Raw genomic sequence first — 17,820 nt, forward strand, 5'->3', positions numbered from 1 at the left:
GATGGTTTGTTCATTAAGAAGAGAATGCTATTTTGCTATAAAATAGCAGGATTGATTTTAAAAGAAGCCTCCGTTTTTTCCTTCACTGTTTCCAAATCAACCCCATCTTGCAGCTCTTCTAGCACCAATCCTTCATTGGTTACGCGGAAAACAGCTAATTCCGTGACAATCAGGTCGACTACGCCTTTTCCTGTCAAAGGTAAACGGCACTGTTCAAGTATTTTAGAAGAGCCATTTTTCGCCACATGTTCCATTGCGACAATAACCCTTTTGGCTCCTGTTACTAAATCCATTGCACCGCCCATACCTGGAACCATTTTTCCAGGAACCATCCAGTTTGCTAGATTTCCTTTAGTATCAACCTCTAACCCCCCAAGAACTGTCACATCCACATGGCCGCCGCGGATTAATTCGAATGAGAATAAGCTGTCGAAAAATGCACCACCCGGGATAATGCCGGCAGGCTGCCCCCCAGCATTAACAAGGTCTGGATCAGCTTCTCCGTTAACTGGTCCAAGGCCGATATAACCATTTTCTGATTGAAGAATGACATTAACACCTTCAGGCAAATAATTTGGCACCATCGTTGGAAGACCGATACCCAAGTTGACCACATCTCCGTCCTTCATTTCCTTTGCTACCCGAGCGGCGATGATTTGCTTTGGATTTACTAGTGTACTGTTCATTATTAACATCCTCCTTGAACGTAAATTTTATCGACAAGAATCCCAGGAGTCATTACTTCATCGGGATCAATCTCCCCGACTTCTACAATTTCCTCTACTTGAACAATGACCTTGTCAGCAGCCAGTGCCATCAGTGGGTTAAAGTTCCGTGCGGAACGATGGTAAATTAAATTCCCTGCTTTATCAGCTTTATAGGCTTTAAGAAGAGCAACTTCTGCACGGAGTGGTTTTTCAAGCAGATATTCACGGCCGTCAACAGTAATTTTTTCTTTTCCTTCCTCAACAACCGTTCCTACACCTGTTGGAGTTAATACTCCACCAAGACCGGAGCCGCCTGCACGTACTCGCTCAGCAAGTGTTCCTTGTGGAACCAACTCCACGTCCATTTCACCTGCAATCATTTGTCTTCCTGTTTCTGGATTCGTCCCGATGTGGGAAGCAATAACCTTTTTAACTCGTTTATTCATAATTAATGGCCCTACGCCAGTTTCAATGAAAGCGGTATCATTTGCAATCAAGGTAATATCTTTTACATTTGCTTCTAACATGGCGGAAACAAGTGCTTGAGGTGTACCGACCCCCATAAATCCTCCTGCCATAACAGTCATCCCATCTGTGAAAAAAGATGAAATTTCTTCTTTTGAAATTATTTTATTCACTTAAAAGCACCTCCCGAAAATATAAGTGAAGTTTTTGTCCTCACACTCATTTAATATGCAAGATTCGTGCCAACTTTACATTGCAATTAAAAATTTCTTTTTAGCCATTTTGAGAAAATAATTTTTACCTTCTAAAATAATCCCTCTACATGGAGGAAGATTATCTCTACACTACTATTAATCTCTATTTATAGTTTTCTTGTTTTCCTTTAATCTTTTTTAGCTGAATAAAATGACGGTCGCGCTCATTTATTTTTTGAGATACTGCCGAACCCTCATAATGAAAGATCCCTTCACCAGATTTTACTCCAAGCTTGTCCTGGGCAACTAACTCACGAATGATTGCGGGAGCACCCTTGCTTTCGTCTAAATCTGGCGCAACATTATCAAACACACGCTGCCATGTATCAAGCCCGCCAAAATCAGCAATCTCAATCGGGCCAGTGAATGCCCAGCGAAAGCCTGGTCCAGCCGTTATAGCTGTATCAATATCTTCAGCACTGGCAACGCCTTCATTTAATAAATAAAAAGCTTCCCTCATTAATGCTGTTTGCAGCCGGTTCGCTATAAAACCAGAAATTTCTTTCTTCAGAAAAACTGGTGACTTACCTATGCTGCGAATTAAATTCATCGTTGTCTCGACAACTGAGTCTTTAGTTTGCTTGTGTTTGACTATTTCAACTAGAGGCACTAAATGGGCAGGATTGAAAAAATGGGTAATCATCATTCGTTCGGAGATCGCAGCTTTCTCCATTAATCTTGAAATTGGAAAAGTTGATGTATTAGATGCCACAATTGCATCAGGCTTCATCATTTGTGCTAATTTTTGAAAAAGCTCCCACTTTAGCTCTATAACTTCAGGAATGGCTTCAATGATAAAATCTGCCTCACGGACTGCCTCTTCTAAATCAATAGAATAAGTGATATTGGCAAGTGTTGTTTGCATCCTTTCTTCCGTTATGTCAGCTTCTTCTACCAATAGGGAGAGGTCTTCAAATATCCTGTCCTTGGCCTTTAGTAAAAACTCCTCTTTCACATCATTCAGCAGAACCTGATATCCATTAACAGCAAAGGACTGGGCAATCCCACTCCCCATAACACCTGAACCGATGACCGCAATTTTTTTTATCATATGTATTCCCCTCTCTTCTTCTTACATAACCATTTATTTATCCACCATAAACTATGCAATTTTCGTGCCACCAGTCAGATTAACCCAACTTTTCCTTCACTTTTTAGTGTCCGTCTCCAATGGACAGTGTCCACGAACGGTGCCTGACACCAACTTAATGACACCAATATCAATAGGTATATTTTTTATACTTGATATATTTTTTATATCTATTATAATAAGAGATATAAGGGAGGTTTTTATATGGAAATTTGTCCATATTTACAATACTCATTTGAAATATTAGGAAAAAAATGGAACGGCTTAATTATCCATTACTTGTCACTGTGCCCATATGGCAGTGCCCATTTTTCTGAAATAAAACGTGACCTCCCAGATATTACTCCTAGAGCACTTTCATTAAAACTATCCGAGCTAGTTGAGTACGGCTTAATTGAAAAAAAAGTAATAGCAGGTTCTCCAATCGTGATTTCTTATGAATTAACAGAAAAGGGAACATCCTTAACTGCTGCACTTGGACCCATTCAAAAATGGGCTCAACACTATAAAAAACTTTAAAGGAAGAGGAAAACGAACATGACTAACAATAAAATGGTTTGTGACTTAGAAACCGGCGTTTGCGGTGAAGCCGGAGAAAATGGAATGGAAACGATTGATTTCAATCAACCACCAACAAAACTTACGCTTTATTATGTAACCGACCCTATCTGCTCTCACTGCTGGGCGCTAGAACCGGAATTACATAAATTCGAATTATTGTATGGACATTATTTTGATTTGCATACCGTAATGGGAGGGTTATTGCCCAACTGGGATGGTTTTGCTGATGTTGCGAATGGAATCGGCGGCCCTTCGGACGTTGCGGGTCATTGGAGAGAAGTTGGCGAACATTCCCGTATGCCTGTGGATGGCACATTATGGCTCGATAATCCGGTACAATCATCCTATCCTCCGTCCCGAGTATTTAAAATTTTACAACAGAAGGATGCGCAGCTCGCTCGGACATTTTTACGACGTGCTCGTGAGCAGGTTTTTGCCTTTAACCAAAATATTGGTGATGAACAAGTATTGATTAATCTCGTCAATCAATTAGGGTTAGACGGGGAACAAATAGTAAGAGAATCTACACTTTCAGTCGGTCACGAACTGTTAGATCAAGATTTTTCCCTTGCAAGAAACCTTGGAGTGCGCGGCTTTCCAACCATCATTATCTTGAACGAAGAGAATAAAGGGGTAAAAATCGTCGGTGCCCGACCATTCGAATACTATCAAAAGGGACTTGAACAGGTACTTGGAATAACTTCCGAGGAGCTGCAGGCTGCAGCTCTCCCTCCACTTAAAGAATTGCTCGAAAAAGAAGGCTTACTCTTCTCCAAAGAATTGGAGGTCCTCTATAACCTTGACCAATCAGAAGTAAGATCATTGCTTGAAGGCAGTCTTTCAGCCAACGAATATGAGATCAATGAAGTTCTGGGAGAATTATATATCACTAAAAAATAATAAAAGCGCAAGGCGCCTGGAGCTAGACAATTCTCGAAGCCAAAACTTATAAATTCAAATATACTAAAAAAACAGCGAGGAGCACTTGGACGTGCTCCTCGCTATTTCTATTAACTAATTTATTCTATTCCATTCCCTTTTTATTTGGATAATAAGCTGAGCACTGTATCTAAAACAACATTTACCCCTTTTTCACAGTCCTCCCAAGTGGTTAGTTCCTCTTCACAATGGCTTTTTCCGTTAACACTTGGTACAAACAGCATCGCCGTTGGCACGTAGCTGGAAATAAACTGGGCATCATGGCCAGCACCGCTGACCATTCTTTTATGGGAATAGCCGAGAGACTCGGCGGATTGTTCTAATTGGCGGCAGAGTTCCTGTTCAAACCAAACTGTATCCCGTTCCCACAGCTTGGTTGTTTTAACCTCACAGCCCTCATTAACGCCTCGGTATGGAAGACCTTCAATGAAATCCTTTACCGCGCCGACAATATCCATATCCTTATGCCGTGCTTCAAGCGTAAAAACTACCTTATTCGGGATAACTGTGTGAATGCTCGGATACACGTTCACCCTGCCAATTGTATAAACCAACTCTTCATCTAGGACACCCAAATGGTTCCGAATTTCGTTGATCAAGTTATTAGTTGCAAACAGGGCATCCTTTCTCATATTCATTGGGGTCGTGCCAGCATGATCGGACTCTCCTGTCACTTCAATTTCATAACAAGCCATCCCAACAACACATTCGACCACCCCGATAGTAAGTGCTTCTTTTTCGAGGATAGGCCCTTGCTCAATATGCAATTCAAGAAACGCGGCAGCTTCTTTTAGACGATTCTCTATATCCCCTTCATACCCGCTGGCTTTTAAGGCAGCCTCAAAGGTGATTCCCTCTGAATCTACTTTTTGTAACATGACGGATTTTTCAAACTTACCAGAAAGGACACCCGATGCCATCATCGAAGGCTCAAATCTTGAACCCTCTTCATTTGTAAAATTAACAATCGTAATCGGGATTTGCGGTTTTATCTGATTGTCCACCAATGTCCGAACCACTTCTAACCCTGTTAATACCCCTAATACCCCATCAAAACGGCCACCCTTTTTTACCGAGTCCAGATGCGATCCAATTAATAATGGTGGATTATCTTCGAGCCCCTCCAGGGTCGCATACATACAGCCCATATCATCCACCTTGACCGTTAACCCAAGCTCCTCGCAGCAATTCCGGAAATAATCCCGGACACGACGATCTTCTTCTGACAAAGACAAACGTGTAACCCCATTGTTTTCTGTTTGTCCAAACTCAGCAAATCGTTCCAGTTCCTGCTTCAATCTTTCTCCATTTATGACTAGCTTTTGCCGTTGCTGCATGCTAAACACTCCCCCTTTAAAAAACTGATACTAAATAATGAACAAATAATGTTTCATTGAATGTTTATTAAAGTGAATTTCATCGGGATTAATGTGTAAACAGATAAATATATATATTCTTTAAAATATTCAGTTAACATTTTAATTATACACCACGGCCCTTTCCTGTCATTAGACAAAACATAAAATCTTCCATCCTAATTGTTTTATAGTTTGTATATTTAAAAGAAAACCTGGAAAACAAAAAAGATGAAACGGCAGGAGACCCTGCCCATTTCACCTTTTTGCTTATATAAGAATTTATAAGTTTTGTCTTCGAGAATTGTCCAGCTCCAGGCCATACGCCGCTGACCAGGGCGCTTCCGCTTTTCTTCTTATGGGTTAACTTTGGTTTTAAACACTTGCTTACCGTCTTTATACTCTAAAATAGTTGCTGATTTAATAGGATTGTGATTCTTGTCTATCGTAACAATACCAGTAACAAGTGATAAATCTTTAGTTTTCGCTAATGCATCTTTAATTTTTGTTGAATCCGTGCTGCCGGCACGCTTGATGGCGTCTGCTAATAGATAGGCAGTATCATAGCCAAGAGCATTGAAGGCGTTAGGTAAATTTCCACCGTTCTTTTCTTTATATGCGGTTACAAACTTTTGAATCTTTTGGTCTGGATCTTCAGGAGAGTAATGGGTTGTGATAAATGTATTGTTCAATGCCTCAGCGCCTGCTAATTCAATTAACTTTGGTGAATCCCAGCCATCTCCTCCAACCAATGGAACGTCAATCCCCAACTCACGAGCTTGTTTAACGATTAAGCCTACTTCTTCATAGTATCCAGGAATAAAAATGAATTCAGGATTTTTTGCCTTGATCCGTGTTAAGGTAGCACGGAAGTCCGTATCCTTTCCTACATATGCTTCTTCAGCAACAACCTTTCCGCCTGCTGTTTCAAAAGTCTTCTTAAATGAAGCCGCAAGACCTTTTGCATAATCGCTGGCGCTGTCCTCAAAAATAGCAGCATTTGTAACTTTTAATTCTTTAGCAGCAAAATTTGCAGCAACTGTTCCTTGGAATGGATCAATAAATGAAGTACGGAAAACAAATTCATTCAACTTCCCTTTATCACTTACAGTTACATTTGGTGCTGTTCCCGAAGGAGTTAACAAAACTGTTTTATTACCATTTGCGATTTCAGCCTGTGCTACTGTATCCCCACTTGTGGCTGCTCCAATAATGGCTGTTACCTTATCTTGACTCGTTAACTTGATGGCACCATTGGTGGCTTCTGCTGCATCTGATTTATTGTCCACTTTGATAAGATCGAGCTTTTTACCATCAACCCCGCCATTTTTGTTAATCTCTTCAACAGCAAGATCGATCCCAGATGCAAGTGACTCGCCATAGGAAGCAACACCGCCTGAAAGTTCTAAATTAACACCTATTTTAATAGAATCACTGCTACTGCCTGAACTCTCTTTTGCCTGACCACATCCAGCTAATACTCCAGCTAATAATGCTGAAGCCATAAACATCTTTGCAAATTTCTTCTTCATAATGATGATCCCCTTATTTGTTTGATTTTTCTGACATCAATGAACATAGCTAGTTTTTTACCAAAATGGTAAAAACATTTTGCTTTGTCGTTGAGTTATTTGATAAATAGTATTCTAATACTATTTTCTTCTTTCGTCTAGTATATTTTTTATTAATTTAAATATTTCTGAATTCATTGTATTATAACAGTTTTGAAACAAACATACTAAATTCTGAATAATAATAGCTGGATAAAAAATTATACTATCTTTCTATTAATCAATTTTGTAAATATTCTAATATACCAAAAGGACAATCCCCATAGGAGACTGCCCTTTTACTTGCTTCTATTTTTTCTTAGCGTGTTTCCGCATGTCGAATGCGACCGCGACAATGATGATTAAACCCTTTACAATAAATTGGATATATGGACTTACACCAAGGAAGGCTAGACCGTAGTTAATAACTTGGAAAATCAGAACCCCGGTTACAATACCCGGTACAGTTCCAATTCCTCCCGTTAAGGATACCCCGCCAACAACACAGGCTGCGATTGCATCCATCTCGTACATGTTACCTGTATTGTTGGTAGCACTACCAACACGACCGGCTTCAAGTGTACCAGTTAGGCCATAAAGAAGGCCGGCAATCATATAAATAATTATAATATTTCTGGCTACATTTACCCCTGAAACTTTCGCTGCTTCCGGGTTACCGCCAATGGCGTACATGTTTTTACCTAGTTGTGTTTTATTCCATATGACCCAAATAATGACCGATACAATGATGGCATATAAAATGAGATATGGGAATTCATATTGACCAATCTTTATTCCACGCTGTGCAAACGTTGTGAATTTTTCACTTAATCCACCAATTGGCTGCGCACCATATGGCGGCCGGTCAAAGTAAATCGAAGTTAATCCGTACACAACAATCATCATACCTAATGTTGCAATGAATGGTGGAACATGAAGTCTTGCAACGATCACGCCACTGATGGCAGAAATTATACCCGTTGCAAGCATGGCAATGATGATTGGAACAAATAGCGGTAATTCCTGCAAATTGGGATACATTTTATAAGCGTAATCACCGGCTTGTAACATGGATGCTGAAATAACCGCTGCAAGACCAACCATCCTTCCGGCTGATAGATCAGTACCCGCTAAAATCAAGATCCCCGCTACCCCAAGTGCGATAATGACTCGAGAAGAGGCCTGACTTAGGATATTGATTAGGTTAGTCATCGATAAAAAGTCAGGGGAAGCAATGACAATCCCGACAACTAATAGAATTAAAACTACATAAATGACATTATCAACAAACCATTTTGAAACATTGGTCTTTTTTGAAGCCTTCGTATTCATTTTTATTCCTCCTAATACAAAGCTGCTAAACGCATGATTTCTTCTTGAGATGTGGCAGCTGTTTCAACAATCCCAGCTGCTTTCCCATTACTCATAACTAAAATTCGGTCTGTAACCCCTAAAAGCTCAGGCATTTCGGAAGAAATCATGACAATCCCTTTTCCTTCTGCTGCCAATTGGTTAATCAGCTGGTAAATTTCAAACTTTGCCCCAACATCAATACCCCGTGTAGGTTCATCTAGCAATAATATATTGGGCTTTGTTAATAACCAACGACCAATTATGACCTTCTGTTGGTTACCACCCGATAAGCTGCCAATCGATGTCCTTTGAGATGGTGTTTTTACTTTCATCGAATCGATCACCCATTGGGTATCGTCGGCCACTTTGCGGTTAGATAAAAAGCCACTTTTCGTTTTGTATTGCTTCATGTTTGAAATAATCGAGTTAAAGCTGATGCTCAATTCTGGAAAAATCCCAGTTGATCTTCTTTCCTCTGTTACAAGGGCAAAGCCATTTTTGATGGCGTGCTGTGGTGAATGATTGTGAACCACCTTACCATTTAATTCAATCGTTCCAGATTTTAACGCCCTGATTCCGAATAAGGCTTCGACTACTTCCGTTCGTTTTGATCCTACTAATCCAGCAATTCCTAATATCTCACCTTTTTTTAGTTCAAAACTTACATTCGAAAAAGACGGCTGTGTTTCTGCAGTCAAATCAGAAACCTTCAGAATGACATCACCAGGCGTATTTTCTTTAGCAGGGAAGCGCTGCGATAAGTCTCGACCCACCATTAGCTTGATGATTTCGTCCGTCGTTAGGTCTTTTGCACTCTTTGTTGCAATGTACTGGCCGTCGCGCATAATCGTAACTTCGTCCGAAATCCTTAAGATTTCCTCCATTTTGTGTGAAATATAGATAATCGCCACATTCTCACTTTGAAGCCTTCTTATGATTCTAAAGAGATGATTGACTTCGGTCTCTGTCAGCGATGAAGTCGGTTCATCCATTACAATGATTTTTGAATGATAGGAGACGGCTTTTGCAATTTCTACCATCTGCATTTCGGAAACGGATAATGAACTTACTTTACTGCGTGGATCAATGTGAATGTCCAGATTGGTAAAAATCGCCTTCGTATCCTCGTACATTTTCTTTTCATCAATAAAAATGCCCTTTTTCGGATAGCGCCCCAGCCAAATATTATCCATAACATTCTGTTGACGCACCTGGTTAAGCTCCTGGTGCACCATCGAGACTCCACTTTCTAAAGCTTGTTTGGAATTCATAAAGGATATTTCTTTTCCTTCAAAAATGACCTTGCCTTCATCCATGGAATAAATACCGAATAGGCATTTCATTAATGTTGATTTTCCTGCCCCGTTTTCTCCCATTAAAGCATGTACCGAACCAGGCTTCACCTTCAGGGAAACATTGTCTAAAGCAAGTACCCCAGGGAACCTTTTGGTGACATTCTGCATTTCAAGTAGATTGGTAGTACTAGATTCTGACATAAGTGAACCTCCTCACTTTACCATTTAAAAAATATGAGCGGCACTCATGAGCCCGTCTCCTATTTGTTTAATAAAAAGTACATTTAATTTGTACGGCGTCCAGTGGATGTCGCAAACGGATCTGTCCCTTGCTCCACAAATCCCCGAACGAAGGAAAAGCGTCATCTTTTCCTTCGTTCGAAGAGCGCCAGGGGGCTGATCATCACAGCCCCAGGAAAGGCGCCTCCATACGCCGCTGACCAGGGCGCTTACGCTTATTTGTCCAGCTCCAGCGCCCTAGCGGCTAGTGTCCTTCGCTCTCCGCCCTACGATAAGTCAACATCGAATCGCCTCCGGCTCTTCGTATTTCCTTTATCTCAGTTGGACTGCTCCAGGCCATACGCCGCTGACCAGGGCGCTTACGCTTTTCTATTTATAAGCATCTCTACCGACTTGGATGTTGTCTTTTGTGATTTCGATGTACGGAACACGAACGGCCTTTTTGTCGTCAAGTTTCCACTCTGTGCCGTCTAATACGTCTTTACCTTTTGCTGCATTTGCTGCAAGTTCAACGGTTGCTTTTCCTTGGTTTTTCGCATCATTTAAAATTGACCCGACCATTTTACCTTTTTCAATCATTTCAAGTGCTTCTGGAATAGCGTCAACACCTACAACTGGAATGTATTTGTCACCAGTGAAATATCCTGCTTTTTCAAGCGATGCAATTGCACCTAACGCCATACCATCGTTGTTGGCAATAACGAATTCAATTTTATCGTTGTATTTAGAAACCCAAGCATCCATTTTTTCAGTTGCTTTAGTTGCATCCCACATAGCTGTATCCATTGCTAATTCTTCTACTTGGATTCCTTTTTCTTTTAATGTATCAATCGCAAATTTTGTACGAGCTTCTGCATCTGGATGTCCAGGCTCACCTTTTAACAATACATACTGGAGCTTGCCATCTTTGTTCTTATCATATTTATCTTTATTGGCTTCCCATGCCTTCGCAATTAATTCCCCTTGAAGAATGCCTGATTCTGAAGATGTTGTTCCAACATAGTAAGCTTTATCGTAGCCTTTTAATACCGCTTCATCTGGCTCTTTGTTGAAGAAAATAACTGGAATATTTTTTGGCTTCGCTTTGTCCACAATTGTTTGTGCTGCTTTTGGATCCACAAGGTTAATCGCTAGGGATTTAGCGCCTTTTGCGATAAGTGTATCCACCTGTTCAATTTGTTTTGCTTGATCGTTTTGGGAGTCGTTCAACATTAGATTGACATTGCCCTTTGCTGAAGTTTCCATTGCCCGACGTACATAGGACATGAAGTTATCATCAAACTTATAAATCGTTGCCCCAACCGCTGGAAGGTCGCCGTCCTTACCTTTTCCAGAATCACCTGATCCGCTGGTAGAGCTGCTGCAGCCTGTTGCTAGTAAAATACTAGAAGCAACCGTTAATGATAAAATTAAGCCTTTTTTCTTTTTCAACATGTCATCATTCTCCCTTTACTATTTTGTAAAGACTTTGGTAAGCAGCCTGGTATAATAGCCTTACTCACCCTTAATGTAAGCCCTTACAAATATGTTAGCATGATGATATCGTTTTCAATAGTTTAAAAATGTAGCACAAAATTGTGATTTTCTAGATTATCTTGCAATGTTTAAAATAGCATTGTAATATTTCTGCTAGTCTACAAAACAAATAAGACCACTTTTCCAAGAAAAATTGGTCCTTACTACAATTTACTATTAACTTCCAGTTACCTTCCGAAACTCTGTAGGTGATAGCCCCGTATGTTTTTTAAACACTCTGCTAAAATAGTTTGGATCCTTGTAGCCTACTGAATAACAGATTTCCTTTAAGCTTTTTCCAGGGTCAACCATTTCTGCCTTTGCGATCTTTATCCTTATCTCTGTCAAATAGTCGATAAACGTCATCCCAAACCGGTCCTTAAATAATTTACTAAAATAAAATGGACTAAGTTCTACATATTCAGCCACATGTTCTAATGTAAGGGATTCAGAATAATGAATTTCGATATACTCCTTAGCCTTATGGAGCATTCCTTTTGCATGATTATTACGCCAAATTTGAACATGCTGGACTACCGCAAGTAAATAGGATTTTCCTTTTTCTATCAAGCTCTTCACCTCTTCTGCTCCCTCTATGACAGGTGATGGCTGAGTAGTAATTCCCAGCTCATGAAGCATTCGGGAAATGAGTATAAATAATTCAGCAAATGACTTCTTAACCAATGGTGCTTTTAAGTCTTTATTTTCTGAAAGCCCGCTTACATAGGATTCAAAAATAAAAAGAACTTGATTAACGTCACCTTGTCTGACTGCATCTAACAGCTTTTTCTCAATTTCCAGAAGCTTTGATTGAGTGGGCAGTTCAGGTAATTTATGTTTATCAGAGATTATATACTTTTGATTCGGCGATTTTAAAAGCCTCTCTAACGCGACAACTGCTTCATGATATGATTGATTTAATTCATGTGCATAATTATAAGGGAGACCAACACCAATCCGTAATTCACCTTTAAAAGCTTCTCTTTGAAAAAGTTTCATTAATTGCTCGATCGTGGTCTGGGCACTTGTTTTAAAATGAACCTTTTCCGTCGTTTTTTGGCATAGAAATAAGACGGGAATATGGTTGTCGGTCAGCGGCCCTAACACAATCTCCTTCTTTTTCACCACTGCATTCAAGGTATCTTTAAGCCATGTATACCATGTTAGTTGTTCACTGGTGGATCGTACCGTTTCCGCTTGTGGTTGAAACGAAAATAGCATGATATAGCCAGAAGTAATTTCAACTCCTAATAGTTGTCCCCACTCATCAAAGGTAATATCTTTCACCTGGTTCAACAACAAAGACGTTACCCATTCCTTTTGGGCAATCGAGATGGCTCGACTAAAGCTTTCCTTCAAGCTTTGGTGCTCTTCCCGTTGTTTGCGTTCTTCTCTTATTTCAGCTGAGACCCGCTGCAGTCCGCCAAGAATATCCTGTTTTCTGCTCGGCTTCAAGATGTATTCTTTTACCCCCTGCTGCATCACTTCTTTCGCGTATTCGAAGGTATTAAACGCAGAAACCATGATAAACCGAATGCCAGGCTCAATCTTTTTTATTTCTTTTACAGCTTGTACCCCATCAATTCCAGGCATTTTAATATCCATAAAAATAATATCAGGCCGATGTTCTTTAGCCATTTCAATTGCTAATCTGCCATTCGGGGCTTCACCGATTACCTGTACATCTTCAAAAGAGCTGTTTATGATTTTCGTTAATGCTTTCCGCTCTAGAACCTCATCGTCAACAACAAGAATTTTCAACAAATTAGCTTCCCCCTATTGGAGCAATCGGAATGGTCAGTCTGAAAGTGGTACCCTTGTTCCATTCAGATTCGATTTCCACAATGTCTTTTTGCTGATAAAAGAGCTGCAGTCTTCTAATTACATTCTTCACACCAATGCCTGTCGACTGTCCTTTTGATTTTTCAGAATCGTACCCTTCTTCTGATTCAGAAGCATCCACATACCGTAGTAATCTTTTTTTGGTATGCACATCCATACCAGCTCCATTATCCATGACGTCTACATAGATTCGGTCATCAAGTCTGTATATATGAAGGCTGATAATTCCATTTGCTTCGTAGGATTCTACCCCATGCATGAAGGCGTTTTCGATTAAGGGCTGTAAAATTAAACTAGGAATCTCAAAATCTAAACAATCATCCTCAATATCTGTGACGAAGGTAATCCGTTCCCCGAAACGTGTTTGTTGAATATAAAAATATTCTTGAACAATTCTTACTTCTTCTCTTAGCGTCGAAGCCTTATCGAAATCACTGAGATTGTAGCGGAGAATGGCGGCAACCGCTTCTATTAGTCTTGTAGTCTCTGCCGCTTCTTCTAAATAAGCCATCTTTGAAACCGTATTTAAGGTATTGAAGAGAAAATGAGGATTAATTTGATTTTGCAGGCTCCTTAACTCTAATTCTTTTAATAGCTTATCTATTTCCGACTTTTGCTTGATTTCCGTCACAAGCTGCCGTAAATTTGTGCGCATTTGATTAAAGGTTTCTGTTAATGGCTTTAATTCATCTTTCGTCGTAACTTTTATATCATCTCCAGCCAAATTTCCTTTTGAAATATCCTTCGCTGCTTCTGATAACAAACGGATAGGTTTGGTAATCCCGCCCGAAATCCATAAAGCCAATAGAGTACTTAGAAAGAAGGCCGCGGTAAATAGCGAAATCGACATGAGCTTATAATAATGGTTTTGTTTTTCCATTTGATTATAGAATTTTTGATTGTCGGTCAATTTATTATTTAAAAGTGCTAGTGTACTCTCTTGAAGAAATGAACCGATTTTCAAGACTTCATTAAAATGATTGGAATAGCTGTTTATGTCGTCCTTTTGGAAGGAACCGACGGTCGCATCACATTCGTCTAGAAAACTGTCAATCATATTTTTATAATTAATAAGCGTAATGTCACCGTTATTCATTTCTTTCGTAAGCCGCTTTTGGTCTTGAATCAACGTAAGCTTTTCTTTTTTATAATCCTTTAGATAGGCCGTTTCCTTATTCGCGAGATAGCCGCGAAGATGTTCCGCAATTAAATTGCTCCGTTGCGAGATATCGTTTAGTAACAGAAATTGTTCAAAGCTAGCATCATATTCAACCACCAATTTTTCACTGCTGTTATAAAAAATCAATCCGACTGAAGTTAATAAAACCACAAGGACAATGAAATACAAAAGCAGTTTTGACCTGATTCGAAATAACATCACTGGTCCCCCTCCAACCTTCCGAGATGACTCACAGGTAAATCTCCTACTCTCATGATGCGCGTATCCGTATGGACAATGGGAGGCACCGCTTTCCCTTTGATGAGGTCAATCATCATTTTCACCGCTTTGTAGCCCATTTCATATGGCTCTTGGACGACGGTCGCTTTAATCGTTCCTTTTCGAATATACTTAAGGGTTTCAGGTAGTGTATCAAACCCAATAATATAGATCTGTCCGGGTTTAGCATACTTATCCACCACTTGGGCGATCCCTATTCCATCTAACGCACTAGTCCCATAAAAAGCATTAACCTCTGGATGCTTTTTTACTATCTGATAGGCTTTTTCCGCTGCCCGAACTCTACTAATTTCAGATTCTACTACATCAATAATATGAATACCTTTTTCTGCTTTTACTGCATCCATAAAACCTTGTACCCGCTGTTGTTGATGGTTGGCATAGAAACTCCCAGTAATAATCGCAACATTTGTCTTGCCATTTGTATCGGCAATGAGTGCCTTTCCTGCCAAAAATCCTGAATAATAATTATCTGTTCCGATATAGGCCATCCGATTGCTATTAGCAGCGTCTGTATCAACAGTGATAACAGGAATACCTTTTGAGATGACGCGGTTAATGAGTGGCGTAAATTGCTCGTCACTCAATCCTTGTGTCAAAATTCCATCCACCTTAGAGGCAGCTGACATTTCAATGGTTTTTAAGTGATCATCAATATTTGCCTGCTTTGGTCCAACGTATTCGAGCATAACACCATAATCTTGGGCCGCTGCCTTTGCCCCCTTCTCTACTAGATGCCAATATTCGTTTTCAAGCTCCTCAGGTACAAGCACTAGATGGTAGTTAGCCTTTTCTACTGTCTTTTCGTCTTTGGGCATATCATGAATGACTACTTTATATCCATAAAATATCGAAAATGAGCAACTCACAAGAAAAAATATGATTCCTATTGTATACGCCATAGTGGAAGAAAACTTACTCATAAAACATCTCCAATCCCTTTACCAGCCTAGCATGTAATCGCTGCCAAAACATATAAACACATTATACGTAACATCACAAAATTCGACAATGGGGGTCCTTTGGGTGTCAGGCACCACAAAAGGACACTTTGCCCAATTTGTCCGCCTGGGGTGGACAAAAAGAGGATGTCTTACAACAAAGGGTCTGACCCTTTGTTGTGAGACATCCTTTTAAATTTTAAAAACTGCTATTCCGAATGATGAGTTTGGTGGCGATGAATATCTTTTTAGCGGTTTTTCGACCGTCTATTCTCTCCAATAAGATATCGACCGCTGTTTCTCCCATCAATTCTGTGTACACTTTAACCGTACTTAAGGTTGGGAATACATATTTTGAAATACTAATATCATTTACTCCGATGATGTTCACCCGCTCGGGTACAGAAATGCCTTCCTCAAGCAAGGCCCGCAATGCGCCAACTGCAATGGAATCATTTCCTGCAAAAAACGCCGTCGGTAAATGACCGCCATGCTCTTGAATTGCTTGTTTCATCAAGGCATGACCATCATCCGCCGAAAAGCTGCCGTTATACATAAACCTTTCATCAAATAAACCCTGTTCAGTTAAATAACGTTTAAATGCACGCTCTCTTGGGTCTTCAATCGCGGAAGTCCGATCTTTAAAAACCTCTCTTCCGCCAATATAACCTATTTTCTGATGACCTCTTTCAACAAAATGATCCAGTACCTTTTTCGTTGCCTTCTCAAAGTCAATGACAATCGAATCAAACCGTTCTTCATCTGGAGAAGTGTCAACAAAAACAATATTTTTTGTCAGCGAGCGCAGCTCATTCACTTGCTGACCGCTAAACTTTCCGATTGCAATCAGCCCTTGTAAATCATCCTGCTTCAAGTCCTCATAGTTATCTTGAAAGTACTTGACCATCTGAAGGCCATGATGGCGGCAGCGATTTTCGACTCCTAGCCGAATCGACATGTAGTATAAGTCCTCAAGTTCTTCTTTTTCGGTATACCATTGGAGGACGGCAATCTTTCCTGTCTCCTGCTTTCGGACAGATTTCTTTTTATAAGACAGCTCTTCTGCGGCCTCAAATATTTTCTTTTTCGTTTCATCACTGACAGAAAGCGATGCATCATAATTAAGCACCCGGGATACTGTAGCAATCGATACTCCAGCTTTTTCAGCAATATCTTTAATTGTAGCCATATCTCAATCCCCTACTTTTTTATCCAACAGAAAACGATACTTCGTTTGTGAATAGTATAATTCTCCCGGTGCTAAAATGATAGACGGAAATTCCGGACGGTGAATGGCATCAGGTAGTCCCTGCGTTTCAAGACAAACGCCCAAATAATTTCTCGCTTGAACTCCTGAAATCGAAAACGGCCCTTCCAATTGATTCGATGTATAAAGAACCACACAAGGCTGATTCGTTGTTACTTCCAGGATCCGGCCGCTTTCTTCCTCACTTAGCACCATCCGATTTTCGCCCTTTTTCGAAAAAACAAGCGGATGGTCGTAACCGTGTCCAGCTAAAACATTTTGGGGATGTGATGAATTCATCCCTTCCTTTAAGGATCTCCCTTGCTTAAAATCAAATGGTGTTTTCCCTGTTTCGATCATTTTGCCCGTAGGAATGAGGTCGGGAGCCAGCTCTAAAAAGCGATCACTATCCAATACAAGCTTGTGTTCAGCACAATCTCGTTTCACATTCCCGCTTAAATTAAAATAAGAGTGATTTGTTAAGTTGACTAACGTTTTTTGATCTGTCCTGCCCTCAAAGGTCATCCAAAGCTCATTGTCGTTCGTTAATAGGTAGGTAACAGTGGTATCTAAATTACCTGGATAGCCTTCTTCCCCATGAGGACTTTGATAAAAGAACTTCACCCCAACAGCCTGTTCTTCCTCAACTGTTTCCACCTGCCAAATTACAGAGCTAAAGCCCCTCACCCCGCCATGAAGGTGGTGCGGGGCCTCATTAGCTGCAAGCAAATACTCTTTACCATCAAGTTCAAATTGGGCACCTTTTATTCGACCTGCCACGCGGCCGACAACTGCCCCGAAGTACGGTGACCATTTCAGATAATCCTCAAAGTTCTCAAAACCCAAAACCACATTTTCCAGATTACCAGAGTGGTCAGGGACAAATATTTTACGAATGACACAGCCGTAATTTAGACAGGACACGCTCATGCCGGAATCATTAGTGAGGGTATACTCGGTTACATCTACACCTTTATAATGGCCGAATAACCTATCATCTATATTCAT

Annotated in this window: 15 protein-coding genes; 2 read left to right on the top strand and 13 right to left on the bottom strand. The window is 40.2% G+C overall.

The genetic code is table 11. The features are described from left to right. Nucleotides 1-35 precede the first annotated feature (35 nt). The 3 genes from AC3ANL_RS23810 to AC3ANL_RS23820 all read right to left on the bottom strand — a co-directional run bounded on the left by AC3ANL_RS23810 (nucleotide 36) and on the right by AC3ANL_RS23820 (nucleotide 2,477). A complete protein-coding gene (locus tag AC3ANL_RS23810; protein ID WP_488326787.1) occupies nucleotides 36-686 on the bottom strand; it encodes a 3-oxoacid CoA-transferase subunit B in 651 nt (216 codons plus the stop codon). A 2-nt stretch (nucleotides 687-688) separates the two neighbouring features. Then, the gene (gene atoD, locus AC3ANL_RS23815; protein WP_488329820.1) at nucleotides 689-1,294 is read right to left on the bottom strand and encodes an acetate CoA-transferase subunit alpha; all 606 of its coding nucleotides are present in this window, start codon (nucleotides 1,292-1,294) and stop codon (nucleotides 689-691) included. A gap of 235 nt (nucleotides 1,295-1,529) precedes the next feature. Further along, a complete protein-coding gene (locus AC3ANL_RS23820) occupies nucleotides 1,530-2,477 on the bottom strand; it encodes a 3-hydroxyacyl-CoA dehydrogenase family protein (RefSeq protein ID WP_488326788.1) in 948 nt (315 codons plus the stop codon). A 243-nt stretch (nucleotides 2,478-2,720) separates the two neighbouring features. Here AC3ANL_RS23820 and AC3ANL_RS23825 point away from each other — a divergent pair, with 243 nt between their 5' ends. After that, nucleotides 2,721-3,035 (top strand): winged helix-turn-helix transcriptional regulator, encoded by a 315-nt coding sequence (locus AC3ANL_RS23825; protein WP_488326789.1) that lies wholly within the window; start codon nucleotides 2,721-2,723, stop codon nucleotides 3,033-3,035. 18 nt (nucleotides 3,036-3,053) lie between these two features. Beyond that, nucleotides 3,054-3,977 carry a DsbA family protein gene (locus AC3ANL_RS23830; protein WP_488326790.1) on the top strand — a complete coding sequence of 308 codons (924 nt, stop codon included), beginning with the start codon at nucleotides 3,054-3,056 and terminating at the stop codon, nucleotides 3,975-3,977. Nucleotides 3,978-4,117: 140 nt separating this feature from the next. Here the strand turns inward: AC3ANL_RS23830 and AC3ANL_RS23835 are convergent, their stop codons facing one another. From AC3ANL_RS23835 to AC3ANL_RS23880, 10 genes are all read right to left on the bottom strand, one after another. Then, a complete protein-coding gene (locus AC3ANL_RS23835; RefSeq protein WP_488326791.1) occupies nucleotides 4,118-5,353 on the bottom strand; it encodes an allantoate amidohydrolase in 1,236 nt (411 codons plus the stop codon). A 374-nt stretch (nucleotides 5,354-5,727) separates the two neighbouring features. After that, nucleotides 5,728-6,903, bottom strand: coding sequence for an ABC transporter substrate-binding protein (locus AC3ANL_RS23840; protein WP_488326792.1), 1,176 nt, complete (start codon nucleotides 6,901-6,903; stop codon nucleotides 5,728-5,730). Nucleotides 6,904-7,230: 327 nt separating this feature from the next. Then, nucleotides 7,231-8,253 (bottom strand): galactose/methyl galactoside ABC transporter permease MglC, encoded by a 1,023-nt coding sequence (mglC, locus tag AC3ANL_RS23845; RefSeq protein ID WP_488326793.1) that lies wholly within the window; start codon nucleotides 8,251-8,253, stop codon nucleotides 7,231-7,233. A gap of 11 nt (nucleotides 8,254-8,264) precedes the next feature. Further along, nucleotides 8,265-9,770 carry a galactose/methyl galactoside ABC transporter ATP-binding protein MglA gene (gene mglA, locus AC3ANL_RS23850; protein WP_488326794.1) on the bottom strand — a complete coding sequence of 502 codons (1,506 nt, stop codon included), beginning with the start codon at nucleotides 9,768-9,770 and terminating at the stop codon, nucleotides 8,265-8,267. Nucleotides 9,771-10,178: 408 nt separating this feature from the next. After that, complete coding sequence (mglB, locus tag AC3ANL_RS23855; RefSeq protein ID WP_488326795.1) at nucleotides 10,179-11,243, bottom strand: galactose/glucose ABC transporter substrate-binding protein MglB; 1,065 nt, start codon at nucleotides 11,241-11,243, stop codon at nucleotides 10,179-10,181. A 258-nt stretch (nucleotides 11,244-11,501) separates the two neighbouring features. Next, entirely contained in the window at nucleotides 11,502-13,088 is a 1,587-nt protein-coding gene (locus tag AC3ANL_RS23860; protein ID WP_488326796.1) for a response regulator, read from the bottom strand. Nucleotide 13,089: 1 nt separating this feature from the next. Further along, complete coding sequence (locus tag AC3ANL_RS23865; RefSeq protein WP_488326797.1) at nucleotides 13,090-14,544, bottom strand: sensor histidine kinase; 1,455 nt, start codon at nucleotides 14,542-14,544, stop codon at nucleotides 13,090-13,092. After that, the gene (locus tag AC3ANL_RS23870; protein WP_488326798.1) at nucleotides 14,544-15,548 is read right to left on the bottom strand and encodes a sugar-binding protein; all 1,005 of its coding nucleotides are present in this window, start codon (nucleotides 15,546-15,548) and stop codon (nucleotides 14,544-14,546) included. Before AC3ANL_RS23870 ends, AC3ANL_RS23865 begins: the two co-directional genes overlap by 1 nt. A gap of 217 nt (nucleotides 15,549-15,765) precedes the next feature. After that, nucleotides 15,766-16,755 (bottom strand): LacI family DNA-binding transcriptional regulator, encoded by a 990-nt coding sequence (locus AC3ANL_RS23875; protein WP_488326799.1) that lies wholly within the window; start codon nucleotides 16,753-16,755, stop codon nucleotides 15,766-15,768. A gap of 3 nt (nucleotides 16,756-16,758) precedes the next feature. Continuing rightward, the gene (locus AC3ANL_RS23880; protein ID WP_488326800.1) at nucleotides 16,759-17,820 is read right to left on the bottom strand and encodes an aldose epimerase family protein; all 1,062 of its coding nucleotides are present in this window, start codon (nucleotides 17,818-17,820) and stop codon (nucleotides 16,759-16,761) included.

The sequence above is a fragment of the Neobacillus sp. DHD-1R genome, from assembly GCF_057747995.1.

Bases quoted from the DNA above. Each gene is read 5' to 3' on its own strand.
- AC3ANL_RS23810 (WP_488326787.1), bottom strand. From the start codon at position 686: ATGAACAGTACACTAGTAAATCCAAAGCAAATCATCGCCGCTCGGGTA.
- atoD (WP_488329820.1), bottom strand. From the start codon at position 1,294: ATGACTGTTATGGCAGGAGGATTTATGGGGGTCGGTACACCTCAAGCA.
- AC3ANL_RS23820 (WP_488326788.1), bottom strand. From the start codon at position 2,477: ATGATAAAAAAAATTGCGGTCATCGGTTCAGGTGTTATGGGGAGTGGG.
- AC3ANL_RS23825 (WP_488326789.1), top strand. From the start codon at position 2,721: ATGGAAATTTGTCCATATTTACAATACTCATTTGAAATATTAGGAAAA.
- AC3ANL_RS23830 (WP_488326790.1), top strand. From the start codon at position 3,054: ATGACTAACAATAAAATGGTTTGTGACTTAGAAACCGGCGTTTGCGGT.
- AC3ANL_RS23835 (WP_488326791.1), bottom strand. From the start codon at position 5,353: ATGCAGCAACGGCAAAAGCTAGTCATAAATGGAGAAAGATTGAAGCAG.
- AC3ANL_RS23840 (WP_488326792.1), bottom strand. From the start codon at position 6,903: ATGAAGAAGAAATTTGCAAAGATGTTTATGGCTTCAGCATTATTAGCT.
- mglC (WP_488326793.1), bottom strand. From the start codon at position 8,253: ATGAATACGAAGGCTTCAAAAAAGACCAATGTTTCAAAATGGTTTGTT.
- mglA (WP_488326794.1), bottom strand. From the start codon at position 9,770: ATGTCAGAATCTAGTACTACCAATCTACTTGAAATGCAGAATGTCACC.
- mglB (WP_488326795.1), bottom strand. From the start codon at position 11,243: ATGTTGAAAAAGAAAAAAGGCTTAATTTTATCATTAACGGTTGCTTCT.
- AC3ANL_RS23865 (WP_488326797.1), bottom strand. From the start codon at position 14,544: ATGTTATTTCGAATCAGGTCAAAACTGCTTTTGTATTTCATTGTCCTT.
- AC3ANL_RS23870 (WP_488326798.1), bottom strand. From the start codon at position 15,548: ATGAGTAAGTTTTCTTCCACTATGGCGTATACAATAGGAATCATATTT.
- AC3ANL_RS23875 (WP_488326799.1), bottom strand. From the start codon at position 16,755: ATGGCTACAATTAAAGATATTGCTGAAAAAGCTGGAGTATCGATTGCT.
- AC3ANL_RS23880 (WP_488326800.1), bottom strand. From the start codon at position 17,820: ATGAATATAGATGATAGGTTATTCGGCCATTATAAAGGTGTAGATGTA.